This is a genomic window from Tsukamurella sp. DT100, assembly GCF_049844855.1.
Taxonomy (GTDB): domain Bacteria; phylum Actinomycetota; class Actinomycetes; order Mycobacteriales; family Mycobacteriaceae; genus Tsukamurella.
This window is the reverse complement of sequence record NZ_JBNCLV010000021.1, coordinates 1-12,914: the sequence shown is the minus strand read 5'-3', so window position 1 is coordinate 12,914 and position 12,914 is coordinate 1. Positions and strand designations below refer to the sequence as shown.

Annotated in this window: 15 protein-coding genes; 6 read left to right on the top strand and 9 right to left on the bottom strand. The window is 72.1% G+C overall.

The genetic code is table 11. The features are described from left to right. Positions 1–884, top strand: an 884-nt coding sequence (locus ACLQ3K_RS26225) for a serine/threonine protein kinase (RefSeq protein WP_426002255.1), incomplete at its 5' end; no start/stop codon positions are given. A gap of 18 nt (positions 885–902) precedes the next feature. Further along, the gene (pknB, locus tag ACLQ3K_RS26220) at positions 903–2,894 is read left to right on the top strand and encodes a Stk1 family PASTA domain-containing Ser/Thr kinase (protein WP_426002254.1); all 1,992 of its coding nucleotides are present in this window, start codon (positions 903–905) and stop codon (positions 2,892–2,894) included. A gap of 46 nt (positions 2,895–2,940) precedes the next feature. Here the strand turns inward: pknB and ACLQ3K_RS26215 are convergent, their stop codons facing one another. Beyond that, positions 2,941–3,582 carry an aminodeoxychorismate/anthranilate synthase component II gene (locus ACLQ3K_RS26215; protein ID WP_426002253.1) on the bottom strand — a complete coding sequence of 214 codons (642 nt, stop codon included), beginning with the start codon at positions 3,580–3,582 and terminating at the stop codon, positions 2,941–2,943. An 81-nt stretch (positions 3,583–3,663) separates the two neighbouring features. On the opposite strand from ACLQ3K_RS26215, the gene crgA reads away from it, so the two are divergent. Further along, on the top strand, positions 3,664–3,957 hold the full coding sequence (gene crgA, locus ACLQ3K_RS26210) for a cell division protein CrgA (protein ID WP_224644804.1): 294 nt from the start codon (positions 3,664–3,666) through the stop codon (positions 3,955–3,957). A gap of 54 nt (positions 3,958–4,011) precedes the next feature. Beyond that, positions 4,012–4,416 carry a PH domain-containing protein gene (locus tag ACLQ3K_RS26205; protein WP_426002252.1) on the top strand — a complete coding sequence of 135 codons (405 nt, stop codon included), beginning with the start codon at positions 4,012–4,014 and terminating at the stop codon, positions 4,414–4,416. 76 nt (positions 4,417–4,492) lie between these two features. Here the strand turns inward: ACLQ3K_RS26205 and ACLQ3K_RS26200 are convergent, their stop codons facing one another. Both ACLQ3K_RS26200 and ACLQ3K_RS26195 read right to left on the bottom strand, forming a co-directional pair. After that, the gene (locus tag ACLQ3K_RS26200) at positions 4,493–4,981 is read right to left on the bottom strand and encodes a C40 family peptidase (RefSeq protein ID WP_224644802.1); all 489 of its coding nucleotides are present in this window, start codon (positions 4,979–4,981) and stop codon (positions 4,493–4,495) included. Positions 4,982–5,348: 367 nt separating this feature from the next. Further along, entirely contained in the window at positions 5,349–5,882 is a 534-nt protein-coding gene (locus ACLQ3K_RS26195; RefSeq protein ID WP_224644801.1) for a peptidylprolyl isomerase, read from the bottom strand. Between the two features lie 102 nt (positions 5,883–5,984). Between ACLQ3K_RS26195 and ACLQ3K_RS26190 the strand changes: the two genes are divergently transcribed. After that, entirely contained in the window at positions 5,985–6,509 is a 525-nt protein-coding gene (locus ACLQ3K_RS26190) for a hypothetical protein (protein WP_426002251.1), read from the top strand. A gap of 4 nt (positions 6,510–6,513) precedes the next feature. Here the strand turns inward: ACLQ3K_RS26190 and ACLQ3K_RS26185 are convergent, their stop codons facing one another. The 6 genes from ACLQ3K_RS26185 to ACLQ3K_RS26160 form a co-directional block, all read right to left on the bottom strand. Continuing rightward, positions 6,514–6,687, bottom strand: a complete 174-nt coding sequence (locus ACLQ3K_RS26185) for a hypothetical protein (protein ID WP_158645192.1) — start codon at positions 6,685–6,687, stop codon at positions 6,514–6,516. A 41-nt stretch (positions 6,688–6,728) separates the two neighbouring features. Further along, positions 6,729–7,487 (bottom strand): CbtA family protein, encoded by a 759-nt coding sequence (locus ACLQ3K_RS26180; protein ID WP_426002250.1) that lies wholly within the window; start codon positions 7,485–7,487, stop codon positions 6,729–6,731. Positions 7,488–7,497: 10 nt separating this feature from the next. Continuing rightward, the gene (locus ACLQ3K_RS26175) at positions 7,498–7,710 is read right to left on the bottom strand and encodes a CbtB domain-containing protein (RefSeq protein ID WP_126195642.1); all 213 of its coding nucleotides are present in this window, start codon (positions 7,708–7,710) and stop codon (positions 7,498–7,500) included. A gap of 167 nt (positions 7,711–7,877) precedes the next feature. Beyond that, a complete protein-coding gene (locus ACLQ3K_RS26170) occupies positions 7,878–8,870 on the bottom strand; it encodes a CNNM domain-containing protein (protein ID WP_426002249.1) in 993 nt (330 codons plus the stop codon). Next, the gene (locus tag ACLQ3K_RS26165) at positions 8,863–10,218 is read right to left on the bottom strand and encodes a hemolysin family protein (protein ID WP_426002248.1); all 1,356 of its coding nucleotides are present in this window, start codon (positions 10,216–10,218) and stop codon (positions 8,863–8,865) included. Before ACLQ3K_RS26165 ends, ACLQ3K_RS26170 begins: the two co-directional genes overlap by 8 nt. Positions 10,219–10,384: 166 nt before the next feature. Then, complete coding sequence (locus tag ACLQ3K_RS26160; RefSeq protein WP_426002247.1) at positions 10,385–12,343, bottom strand: ABC1 kinase family protein; 1,959 nt, start codon at positions 12,341–12,343, stop codon at positions 10,385–10,387. A gap of 99 nt (positions 12,344–12,442) precedes the next feature. On the opposite strand from ACLQ3K_RS26160, the gene ACLQ3K_RS26155 reads away from it, so the two are divergent. Next, entirely contained in the window at positions 12,443–12,835 is a 393-nt protein-coding gene (locus ACLQ3K_RS26155) for a hypothetical protein (protein ID WP_426002246.1), read from the top strand. Positions 12,836–12,914 lie beyond the last annotated feature (79 nt).

Genomic DNA, 12,914 nt, shown 5'->3' with positions numbered 1-12,914 from the left:
CCGAGCAGGCCTCCGGCGAGGACGCCACCGCCGCCTCCGACGTCTACTCCCTCGGCGTCGTCGGCTACGAATGCCTCGCGGGCAAGCGCCCCTTCTCGGGCGACGGTGCCATCACCGTCGCGATGAAGCACATCCGGGACCAGCCGGAGCCGCTGCCCAGCGACCTCCCGGCGCCGGTGCGCGAGCTGATCACGCTGACCCTGGGCAAGGACCCGCGGCAGCGCTACGCGAACGGCGGCGAGTTCGCCGACGCCGTCGCCGCGGTCAAGGCCGGGCAGCGCCCGCCCATGCCGCGCGGCTGGACCGGCGCCGCCCCGGCGGCGGCCGCCGCCGCGACCGGGGTCCCGGAGACCGCCGCCACGGCCATCGTGCCGCCGGCCTCGCGCCCCGGTCCGCAGCCCGTCTCCCGCAACTCCACCCCGACGCCGCGGGCCGCGGCGCCCGCCACCTACTCGGACGGCGGCGGCTGGACCAAGGCCCAGAAGACGATCCTCGGGGTCTCGGTGGCGCTGCTGCTGCTGGCCGCGGCGATCATCGGCGGCTACTTCATCACCCGGGACACCGGCAACGAGACGCCGCTGCCGTCGACGAGCGTGACCGACACGGGCACCGTCGCACCCCCGCCGACGGGGACCTCGACGCCGGCCCGCCCGGTGCCGCCCCGGACGACGACGGAGGCGCCGCGGACGGTGACCGAGACGTCGACGGTGCAGCCGACGACCACGCCCCCGCCGCCCAAGCCGACGACGACCCCGCCGCCGCCGACCACGACGACCCCGCCGCCGACCACCACCTCGGACCCGCCGGTCACCGGAGGCGAGCCGACCACGAAGCCGCCGTGCACCGGTATCTTCGGGATCCCTCTCCCCTGCCCCAACAACTGACGGATAACGGACAAGCAGATGACTACCCCGCCGCGTCGCATCAACGACCGCTACGACCTGGGCGAGACGCTCGGGTTCGGTGGCATGTCCGAGGTGCACCTGGCCCGGGACACGCGTCTGTCGCGCGACGTCGCGATCAAGATCCTCCGCGCCGACCTGGCCCGTGACCCGAGCTTCTACGAGCGGTTCCGGCGGGAGGCGCAGAACGCGGCGTCGCTGAACCACCCGACGATCGTCCAGGTCTACGACACCGGCGAGGCGCAGACCAGCGGCGGGCCGCTGCCGTACATCGTGATGGAGTACGTCGACGGGGAGACCCTGCGCGACGTGCTGCGCCGCGACGGGACCATCGCCCCGCAGGCCGCGATGACGTGGATGGCCGACGTCTGCGCGGCGCTGGACTTCAGCCACCGCAACGGCATCGTGCACCGCGACATGAAGCCCGCCAACGTGATGCTCACCCGCGCGGGCGAGATCAAGGTGATGGACTTCGGCATCGCGCGGGCGATGAGCGACCCGTCCGCCGGGATGACGCAGACGGCCGCGGTGATCGGCACGGCGCAGTACCTCTCGCCGGAGCAGGCGCGCGGCGACTCGGTGGACGCCCGCTCCGACGTCTACGCCGCCGGCTGCGTGATCTTCGAGCTCCTGACGGGGCAGCCGCCGTTCACCGGTGATTCCCCGGTCTCCGTGGCCTACCAGCACGTCCGCGAGGATCCGCCGACCCCGTCCGCGATCCTGGACACGATTCCGCCCGAGCTGGACTCGATCACGCTCAAGGCGCTGTCGAAGAACCCCGCCAACCGGTACCAGACGGCCGGCGAGATGCGGCAGGACCTGATCCGCGTGCTCGCGGGCCGCAAGCCCGAGGCGCCGATGGTGCTCTCCGACGAGGAGCGCGACGCGCTGCTCACCGAGCCGGCGAAGCCCCGTCGCCGGGCCGCCGCGGCCCCCGTCGCCGCTGCGGCCGCCGCCGGGACCGCGGGCGCGAACGGCGCCGAGCCCTCGGACGACGGTCCGCCCACGGAGATCGTGGAGACCACCCCCGCGGACGCTCCCGTGCGGCGCCGGCGCGCGGCGCCGGCGACGACCGGCAGCCGCTCGAAGCTGCTCATGCTGATCTCGGCGGCCGTGATCGCGCTCGTGCTCATCGGCGGCACCACCTGGTACCTGCTCAACAGCCGCGGCGGCGAGCAGAACGCCACTGTGACCTCCCAGATCGGCGCGCCGGCCGCGGATGCCCAGGTCGCGCTGCAGAAGCTCGGCTTCACCGTCGAGGTGCAGCGCATGCCCGACAACACCGTGCCCGCCGAACACGTGATCTCGACGCTGCCCGGGCCGAACGCGAGCGCCGCCAAGGGCTCGACGGTGGTCCTCCAGGTATCCACCGGCCCCAAGATGGCCGCGGTGCCCGATGTCGCGAACAAGCCCGAGAAGGAGGCCCGCGACATCCTCGAGAAGGCGGGCTTCACCGTGGCCAAGGACGTCAAGAACGACCCGTCGCCGACGGTGGCCAAGGGCAACGTCATCTCCACCAACCCGGCGATCGGCGCGAACACGCCGCAGAACACGCCGATCCAGCTCACCGTCAGCTCCGGCAAGGAGCAGGTGCGCGTGCCGGACGTGACGAGCACGCAGGTCTCGCAGGCGGAGGCGAACCTCAAGGGCCTGGGATTCCAGGTGGAGATCCAGCGCGTCGACAACCCCGCCCCGGCCGGCACCGTCGTGCGGCAGAACCCCACCGGCGGGCAGAACGCGGACAAGGGCAGCACGGTGACGCTGCAGGTCGCCCGGGCGAAGCCGATCACCATGCCGAACGTGATCAATCAGGACCAGAACGCGGCCCGCGCTGCACTCATCCAGGCCGGCTTCTCGTCGGAGAACATCTCGGTCGTGGTCGACGCCCCGTCGGGCCTGTTCGACCGCGGTCGGGTCTGGCGCACCGATCCCGACGTCGGCGCCCAGGTGGACTCGTCGGCGACGATCGTCCTGCACGTCCGTCGGTCCTGAGGCGAGGCCGGGACCACAGGCACCCTCGCCCGACGGTCCGCGGTGCTCACCCGAGCGCCGCGGCGACCTCCTGCTCGAGCTCGGCGACGCGCGCCTCGGCGACGGTGTAGCCGCACACGGCCAGCCAGTTCGCCAGCATGCGGTGGCCGCCCTGCGTGAGCACGGACTCGGGGTGGAACTGCACGCCGTGGATCGGCAGCTCTCGGTGCTGGAAGCCCATCACCACGCCGGAATCGGTGCGGCCGGTGATCTCGAGCTCGGCGGGGATCGTGGGCTCGAGCACCGTCAGCGAGTGGTAGCGGGTCGCGGTGAAGGGGTCCGGCAGGCCGGCGAGCACGCCGTGGCCGTTGTGGTGCACGAGCGAGGTCTTGCCGTGCAGCAGCTCGGGCGCCCGGTCGACCGTCGCGCCGAAGACGGCCCCGATCGCCTGGTGCCCGAGGCACACTCCCAGCAGCGGGGAGCCGGCCGCCCGCGCGGCCTCGACCATGGGCATCGTCTGCCCCGCGCGCTGCGGGGTGCCGGGGCCGGGGCTGAGCAGCACGCCGTCGTACTGGGCGGCCGCCGCGGCCGGATCGTCCAGTCGCGGATCGTCGTTGCGCCACACGTCCGCCTCCACGCCCAGCTGGCCGAGGTACTGGACCAGGTTGAACACGAAGCTGTCATAGTTGTCGACGACGAGGATCCGCACGCCGTCCAGCGTAGCGGGGTGGGGTGGCGCAGGTACATCCGATAACCTGGCAGGTGAAACGCACCCTGGTAGAAGGAAGCCATGCCGAAGTCGAAGGTCCGGAAGAAGACCGATTACACGATCAACACCGCCACGGATTCGCGCACGCCGGTCAAGGTGAGCGCTCCGTCGGGCCGGTGGTTCGTGGTCGCGTTCCTGGCGCTCATGCTCGCCGGGCTGGCCTGGCTGCTCGTCTACTACGTCGGTGCCGACCCCAACGGCCTGGGCGCACCCGGCAAGCCGCTGGAGTGGATGGCGAACCTCGAGGCGTGGAACTTCGCCATCGGTTTCGGCCTCATGATCGCCGGTCTGTTGATGACGATGTGGTGGAAGTAGTCCTGACCAGCGAAATCACAACGATGTCATTCATCCCCAGCTGTGGATAAACCTGTGGATAACTGGAGCGCCCCGCGCGGTGTGGGCGTCGTCCTCCTCGTCGCGGGCGTCCTGCTGGGCGCCGCGGCCGTCGGCTTCCAGGCCATCAAGGACCCCGTCGGCATGGTGCTCGTGGGCATCGGCGTGCTCGCCCTGATCTACCTCGGGGCGCAGGTGCTGGTGCTCCGCCCGCGCCTGTCCGCCGACGGTGCCGGCGTCGTCTACCGCGGCGCCTTCGGCCGCAAGGTCTTCCCGTGGGACGGCCTGGAGATCAAGCGCACGACCACGCGGCACTGGGGCCGCGAGTCGGTGCTGCTGGAGCTCACGCGCGGCGACGACCTGCTCTTCCTCGGCCGCTGGGAGCTGGGCGAGGCGCCCACGCTCGTCGCGCAGCAGCTCGAGGCCCTGCGGCCCGCGTGAAAGATCGACGCCTCTCAGCGCGACACGCCGCAGTCATGCCCGCGACACCGCCGAGAGACGGAGATCTTTCACCTGATCAGTAGCGACGTGCGGTGACGAAGCCGCGGATGCCGGCGACGCGCACGGGCATGCCGGAGGTCACCGCCTCGACCACCTGGCCGTTGCCGATGTACAGCGCGGCGTGGCCGCCGCCGTTGGTGATCACCACGTCGCCGGGGCGCAGCTGCGCCTGCGAGACGGGAGTGCCGGCGCTCATCAGCGAGTAGCTGCTGCGCGGCACGCTGACGCCGGCCTGGTTCATGGCCCAGGTGACGAGACCGGAGCAGTCGAAGGAGCTGGGGCCGGCAGCGCCGTAGACGTAGGGCATGCCCACGCGGGTGAGCGCGGCCTGCACGACCGACGAGCGGTCGGGTCCGGCGATCTGCCCGGCCTGTGCGACGGGTGCCTGCGGGGCGGGCGCGGGGGCGGCCTGCGCCACGGCGGGTGCGGCGACGATTCCGATCACGGCGGCTGCGGCTCCGAGGGCCGCGCGCATCGTGCCGCGGCGGGTGCTGCGGACGGTCATGGTCTTCGTACTGTCGCTGGTCACTTTCGTCGAACTCCCGACTCCGTGGAGCGGCGTGTCGGTCACGCCTCGGTCTCCACAAGATCACGGCAAGGTTACGAAGACCGGACGCCGGGTGTCCATCTCAGAGCGGGCGTTGTGCCGTGAAGATGCTCACCGACCTGCGTCGATCGAGACCCGGCTCACACGAATCCTTGAGATATCCGGAATTCCGTGCAGAATCTGATCCACACTGATGGAGGAGTTAGGCGAAGTAAATTCACTGCGCCGGGCCCGCCGAGCCCGCCCGGCGACGGCCCGAGACGCCCCGAAGACACGAAAGCCCGGCCGGATCACCCGGCCGGGCACACGCGTGGGGAGGGGGCGACTACTCCTCGACGGTGATGGAGTTGATGGTGACCTCCTTGACCGGGCGGTCCGCGCGGTCGGTCTGCGTGCCGCCGATGGCGTCGACCACCTTGCGGCTGGCCTCGTCCTCGACCTCGCCGAAGATCGTGTGCCGGTTGTTGAGGTGCGGCGTCTTGCCGACGGTGATGAAGAACTGCGAGCCGTTGGTCGCCGGGCGGCCGATGTTGGCCATGGCCAGGATGTACGGGTGGTCGAAGCGCAGCTCCGGGTGGAACTCGTCGACGAAGTCGTAGCCCGGGCCGCCGGTGCCGGTGCCGGTCGGGTCGCCGCCCTGGATCATGAAGCCGTCGATCACGCGGTGGAAGACGGAGCCGTCGTAGAACGGGCCCGAGTCGCCGCCGGAGGCGTTGGTGGTCGTGTATTCCTTCGTTCCCTGGGCGAGTCCGAGGAAGTTCGCCACGGTCACGGGAGCGTGATTGCCGAACAGCGCGATACGGATGTCACCTTCAGAGGTGTGCAGGGTCACGTGGGCGGTAGCGTTGGAGTTGGTCACACCGCCATTCTGCCATTTTCTGCAAGTGCGAACCCCAGGAGATCGGATAAGAATCGACGGTGGAAAGACGCACTCCCGTCCGTTGAAAGGATCACGCCACCGATGGCCACCACCCCCTTGCTCGACGACGCCCTCGCCGCCGACGCCGCCCCGGCGCCGTCGGCCCCCTCGAACGTGCAGCGCCTCGTCTCCGGCCTCGGCCAGAGCATCGTCGGCCCCGCCAACATCCTGCGCGCGCTCTCGGGCCTCGGCCTGTCGCTCGCCGGCAAGCTGATCGCCGGCGTCTACGGGCTGGTCCGGTCGTGGATCGCCCCCGCCGAGGTCGATCCCGAGCAGGCGATCACCCTGTCCGACGGTGCGCCGTCCCGCTCGGCCCGGCGCACGCCGCTGCTGATCGGCGCGGTCCTCGCGCTGGTGCTGGCCGTGGGCGGGATCGCCTTCAAGCTGCTGCGCACCCCGTCGGCGCCGCCCGTCGCCGCCGAGCCGCCCCGTGTGCGGCCGGCCAGTGGCGCCACCGGCGACAGCGCCCCAGCCCCTGTCGAGGAGCTGGAGCGGGTGGAGGAGGCCGAGGAGGACGTGGCCGTCGAGTCACCGGCCGAGGAGGATCCGCGCAAGAAGGGCGAGTAGCCGCCTAGCCGCGCCAGCCCGCGGGCTGGTGCGCCTGGATGGCGAGCAGCGCCCAGGCCAGCGCGATCACGAAGAACAGGCCGTCGAGGCCGCCGCTACCCCCGCGGTAGTGGATGGTGGCGGAGACGATGATCGAGATCAGCGCGGCCACCCAGCACAGAGCGCAGCGGCGGTTCATACCCCCAGGGTATGCCGCCGCTGCGTCGTTCTGCGAGGAGGCTAGGCCGAGACGGCCGTGCGCGTCGCGTCGCCCTTCCGCACCGTGAGCCGCTGCAGGAGCTCCGCGCCGACGAGCCCGATCGCGCCCCACAGGATGGCCTGCGCGAGGAACGAGTACGTGCGGAACCAGTACAAGTCGTCGGGGTCGAAGCCCTCCGGCGTCGCGACGGTCGCCGGCAGCACCAGGCAGGCGAGGACGAGCCCCACGATCACGACGGCCCCGCCGGTGAGCGCGGCGCCGTACGCCCCGAGCCGGGGCACGACGGCGAGCCCGATGACCCACGCGGCCGCCACGAGCGCGAGGCAGATCGCGACCATGAGCACGTACGCGCCGGTGCGCTCGCGGATCGTCTCGGGATCGCCCACGACGGGCGGGTTCGGCGGGTACTTCAGGTACGGCAGGGCGTAGATCCCGGCGAACAGCGAGCCGGCCACGGCCAGCGCGACGGCCCGCGGCGTCCACTGCGCGAGCTTCGGCGCGGCGACGCAGTAGGTCACTGCGAACAGGGCGCCCATCGCGATGCCGAACAGGATCAGGCCGGCGCCCAGCCCGACGTTCTGCTGGACCGCGCGGGTGAACAGCTCCGGCTCCTCCATCGCCATTCCCGGGTGGGAGGCGTGCTCCGCGGCATTGCGGGCCTCCTCGAAATCGATGGCGCGGCCGATGATCGGCTCCACCATGATCCGCCCGAAGACGAACGCGAGCAGTCCTCCGATCGCCCCGGCGAGTGCGCCGCGGGCGATGACGTGCTTCTCCATGTCTCCCCGATCAGTGGCAGGGGAAGCCCAGGAAGTGCCGGGCGTCGTGGAAGAACTCGTGGACGTGCATGTCGTTGCCGAACACCGAGACGGCGCCCTGGTCGATGCCGATGAAGTAGTACGCCAGCACGGCCAGGATCAGGGTGGCGGAGAGCCACACCGCCCGGCGGGAGACGTGCAGGGAGAGGTCACCGGCGTGGGCGGTGGTGGATGCGTTCGCCATGGGCGGCGCTCCTTCGTCCGGGGTTTCGCGCCCGGGTAGACGGGGTTCGACGGTGCCCGGTCGCCCGGGCGTGCCGGCGCGGGTCTGGCTTCACAGTGGCGCGACCGCTCCCGAGGGGATTCCGCATCCGGCCCGCGAAGTGTAACCCCGCGGGCCGGAGACCGCGATCACACGGGCATCAACCTGCCGAGCAGGTCGGAGAGGGTGAGCACCGCCCGCGCACCGTCGCGCTCCACCACGGCGAGGTGCGCCCGCGACTCCCGCATCGTGGCGAGGGCCGCGTACGCCGGCTCGGCGGCGTCGAGGATCAGGACCGGCCGCATGAGATCCGCGGCGGTCGCGGTCCCGTCGGCCCGCAGGCAGTCGCGCACGTGCACCACGCCGAGGTGCGCACCGCCCGTCACCAGCTGCCGGAGGTGGCCCGTCCGGTCGGCGGCCTTCCGGACCTGTGCGGGCCTCGCCGAACCGGGCACGGACGACGGCGCCGCGTCCCACCGCGCGATGTCGCCGACCGTCAGCGCCTCGAGCTCGAGCGCGCTGGTCAGCCGGCCGGAGTGCTGCTCGTCGAGCGCGCCGACGGTGACCGAGTGCTCGACGAGGTGGCGCAGCGCCGCCGGGTCCTGGCCGAACTCGACCTCGTTCACGGGCGTCACGCCGACGCGCCGCAGGCATCGGTTGGCCGCCTCGTTGAGCACCAGGAGCAGCGGGCGGAACACCGTCATGAAGGCCCGCATCGGCAGGGCCAGCAGGATCGCCGACCGCTCCGGGTGCGCGATGGCCCACGACTTCGGCGCCATCTCGCCGACCACGAGGTGCAGGAAGGTCACGATCAGCAGGGCCAGCACGAAGCCGCCCACGTCGGCGCTCCATCCCGGCATCCCGGTGGCCGCGAGGAGCGGCGTCAGCCACCTGTCGACGGCCGGCTTGGTGATCGCGCCCAGCGCCAGCGTGCACACGGTGATGCCCAGCTGCGAGCCCGCGAGCAGCAGCGAGAGCTCCGAGGAGCTGCGCAGCGCGGCCCGCGCGGAAGCGCTGTGCGCCGCCTCGTCCTCGAGCCGGTGTCGGCGCGCGGCGATGAGCGAGAACTCGACGGCCACGAAGAAGGCGCTGGCCGCGATCAACAGGACCGTGATCGCCACGATCGTCCAGGGGCTACTCATCGTCGTCCTCCGTTCGGTCGATCGCGGGCAGGGTCAGGTGCACGGCCGCCGGCACCCGTCGTTCGACGGTGCGCACCTCGGCCCGGAGCGCGGGCCGGGCGGTTCCGGGCACCGCCGCAGGATCGGGCAGCAGGGGCAGGTCGGTGACGTCGCCCGGCCGGGGCAGCGCCCCGAGGCGCGCGGTGACCGCGCCACCGAGGGTCTCGGCGTCGCCGGGTTCGAGGTCGACGCCGAGCAGGCGCTCCACCTCGTCGAGGTGCACGTCGCCGCGCAGCAGCCAGCCGTCGCCGTCGGGCACGGCGGGCGCCGGGTCGGTGCCGTCGTGCTCGTCGTCGATCTCGCCGACCAGTTCCTCCGCAATATCCTCGACGGTCACGACGCCGTCGAAGCCGCCGTACTCGTCGATGACGAGGGCCATCTCCTGGCCCGCGTCCCGCAGTCGCGCGACGACGGCGGGCAGCGGCATGGAGCCGGGCACGATCACCGCCGGGCGGCAGCGGGAGCGCGCGGTGCCGGTGCTGTCGCCCAGCAGGTCGTGGAGCGTGATGACGCCGATCAGGTCGTCGGCGCTCGCGCCGACCACGGGGTACCGGGTGTGGCCGTCGGCCATGCGCTCCAGGACGACGGCCGCGGGCTCGTCGGCGGCGACCAGGTCGACGCGGGCGCGCGGGATCATCGCGTGCTCGGCGGTGTGGCCGGGGAAGTCGAGGATCCGGTCGAGCAGCGTCGACAGCTCGCGGGGCAGTTCTCCCGCGTCCCGCGAGGCGGCGACGATGTGCTCGAGGTCCCGGGGAGTCGCCGAGTGCTCGACGTCGTGCACGGGCTCGATCTTCACGGCGCGCAGCAGCAGGTTCGAGGCCTGGTCGAAGAACCGGATCAGCCAGCCGAACGCGCGGAGGTACAGCGTCGTCGAGAGCGCCAGGCGGCGGGCGACGGGCTCCGGCCGGGCGATGGCGAGGTTCTTCGGGAACAGCTCGCCGAAGACCATCTGCGCGACGGTCGAGAGGCCGACGGCCAGGACCGCGCCGATCGCGATGCCCACACCCGCGGGCACGCCCGCGCCGCCGAGCAAGGTCCCGACGCCGCGGCCGATCAGAGGCTCGGCCACGTAGCCGACGAGCAGGCCTGTCACCGTGATGCCGAGCTGCGCGCCGGACAGCATGAAGGAGGTGCGGCGCGTGACCTGCAGGGCGCGGGCCGCGGCCTCGTCGCCCGCCTCCGCGCGCGCCTTGAGCCGGGAGCGGTCCACCGCCATGTACGCGAACTCCTGGGCCACGAAGTAGCCGGTGAACGCGGTGATCACGAGCACGACGACGACGCCGGCCAGGATCGTGAGGAGGGTGATCACGCGGCGGCCCCTCGGTGGGGCGCGGGTTCAGCGGATCGGGGTCTTCGGCGTTTGCGCGAGGCGCGTCTCATCGATGCTCTCTGTGAAGGAGTGGTGGGATGCGTCGTCGCACCCCGTGAGTAAAGGATAGGTCAAGAATCGCGATCCGGCATGGGAGCGGTCCCGCCTAGCCCGGCGCGTCCGAGGCGAAGAGCCGGAAGACGGTGCGCATCGCGAGCACCGTGCCGACGAATCCCACGGTCGCGCCGGCGAGGGCGAAGGCCGTCAGCTGCGGCGTGATCGCGGGGCCGCCGGGCACCACCATGAGCACGACGCCCGCCACCACCGCGGCGAGCGCCAGCACGGCTCCCATCGCGTCGGTCACCCTGCCGCGCAACCATCTCCGATCGTCCGGATGGGCCGTCGCCCGGGTGCGGACGGTGAACGTTCCCGCCGCGAGCGCGCCCGCGATCCGGTCGGCGCGGCCGGGGAGTCGACGGGCCACCGCGGCACCCACCGCGGCCGTCGAGGCGGCGCGGCGCGCCATCCGCTCCGGGCTCGCCACCTCCCGCACCAGCCGCGGCATCTCGGCCCGGATGGCCTCCTGCACGTCGAGGCCCGGGACCAGCATGCCGAGCGCACGTTCCACGGAGGCCAGCGACCGGAAGGCCGCCGCGACGTCACCGGGCACGCCCACCCGGTGGGTGCGCAGCACCGCGAACAGCCGCCCGAAGGACTCCGCGGACACCCCACCCTGCAGCCCGATCAGGGTGATCTCGCGGCCGACGGCGCGGAGGAGGGTCTCGCGGTCCACCTCGTCCGGCGCGTCGAAGGCGAGCAGCATGGTGTCGACGGTGACCACCGGATCGTCGTTGAGCGCCGCGTCCAGAAGCATCGCCAGCAGGACCCGCAGCTCGCCGTCGAGCACCCCGACCGCGCCCATGTCGAGTAGCCCGACCCGGCCGTCGGGAAGGACCATGATGTTCCCCGGGTGCAGGTCGGCGTGGAAGACGCCGTGCACGAAGATCCCGTCGAGGAGGGCGCCGAGCAGGTCGTGCGCGATCCGCGCCCGGATCTCCTCGTCCAGGCCCACGACGACGGCCGGACCGCCGGACAGCGGCACCCCGGGCAGGCGCTCCATCACCAGCAGCCGGGACGTGCTCAGGTCCCGATCGATGCGGGGCACCACGACGTCGTCCCGATCGGCGACGGTCGCGGCGAGCGCGGCGGTGTTGGCGGCCTCGGTGCGGTAGTCGAGTTCCTCACGGAGGGAGGCCACGAGTCCCTGGGCCAGGCGCGAGACGCCCACGTCGCGGGCCCACGCCAGCCGCTGTTCCGCGGTCCGGGCGAAACGCAGCAGGATGTCGCAGTCGACCGTGACCTGTTCCCGTGCCTCGGGCCGCTGCACCTTCACCACGACCTCCTCGCCGCCCGCGGTGCGGGCGGTGTGCACCTGCGCGACCGAAGCCGCGGCGAGCGGGGTGGGGTCGAACCGGGCGAACGCGCGGTCCGGTTCGCCGGGCACCTCGGCGGCGACGACGGCCATGATCCGGTCCGTCGCGACCGGTTCCGCGGAACTCTGCAGCGTGGAGAGCGCCCGGGTGAGGTCGGCGGGCAGCAGGTCGTCGCGCGTGCCGAGGATCTGGCCCAGTTTGACGAAGGTGACACCGCAGCCGTTGAGCAGCCGCACGAGTGCGGGACCGAATTCGGGTGACGAGGGCCCGGCGCGCAGTGCCGATCCGGCACCGCTCCGCGCGGCGATCGCGGTGATCGTGAGGTAGCGACGTGTGCGGCGAAGCCGGCCGCGGGCGCGGACCAGGAGGTCGCGCGGCCCCGGCGCGGTGCCGGTGGGCGCGACGATCTCGAGCAGGACGAGGGCCGCGAGCGATCCGGCGAACAGCCACAACCCGGCGACGAGGAAGAAGGCCACAGCGGTTCCGGTGCCCACCAGCAGGGTGCCACCAGGCTCGGCGATGCCGGAGGTCACCGCGGCCCACGACGTGACCGGGAGCGCGACCGCGATCATGAGCAGCGCCACGAGCACCGTCCGCAGCCACCCGGGCCGCGCGCCGAGCGAGCGCCGCATGACCGCCGCGAGCAGCAGCGCGACCACCGGGGTGAGCATGAGCGCCACGACCACGTCCATGAGCTCCGAACCTAGCGGCGGAGTCGCCCCGTGCCATCCAGGACAACCCTGAACCGTACGCAGTTGGTCCGTGCCCCCGCCTCGCCTACCATTTGCATGATGAGATTCGACAAACTGAATTCTCTCGGGGTTGCGGCACTCCTGTTCCTGTCCGCGGGCTGTTCCGCGCAGCTCGGCTGGCTGCCCGAGCCCGCACCCGGGGCGGGCTCCTCGACCGCGGGAACGCCACCTCGACCGGTGCGCGTCCTGCCCGCAGGCGGCGCCGACGAAATGATCTGCCATCTGCCGGAACCGTTCTTCACCATGTGGTGCGACGCTCCGCAGGTGGTCGTCCGCCACATTCCGGACGGTGCGGCCATCCTCCTCCGTCAGGGCGACCCCATTCGTGTCGGCGGCAAGGAGCCGGCGGAACGTCGGGAACGAAACGACGAAAGGCGGCTCCCGGAAGACCGGAAACCGCCTGTGATCGCGCGAAGTGTTTGTGGAGCCTAGGAGATTCGATATCTCTAGGAGCCTCCTGACTGTCCACGACGTGGCTGACGGGTCTCATCGTGGCTGTTGTGGCCCTGTG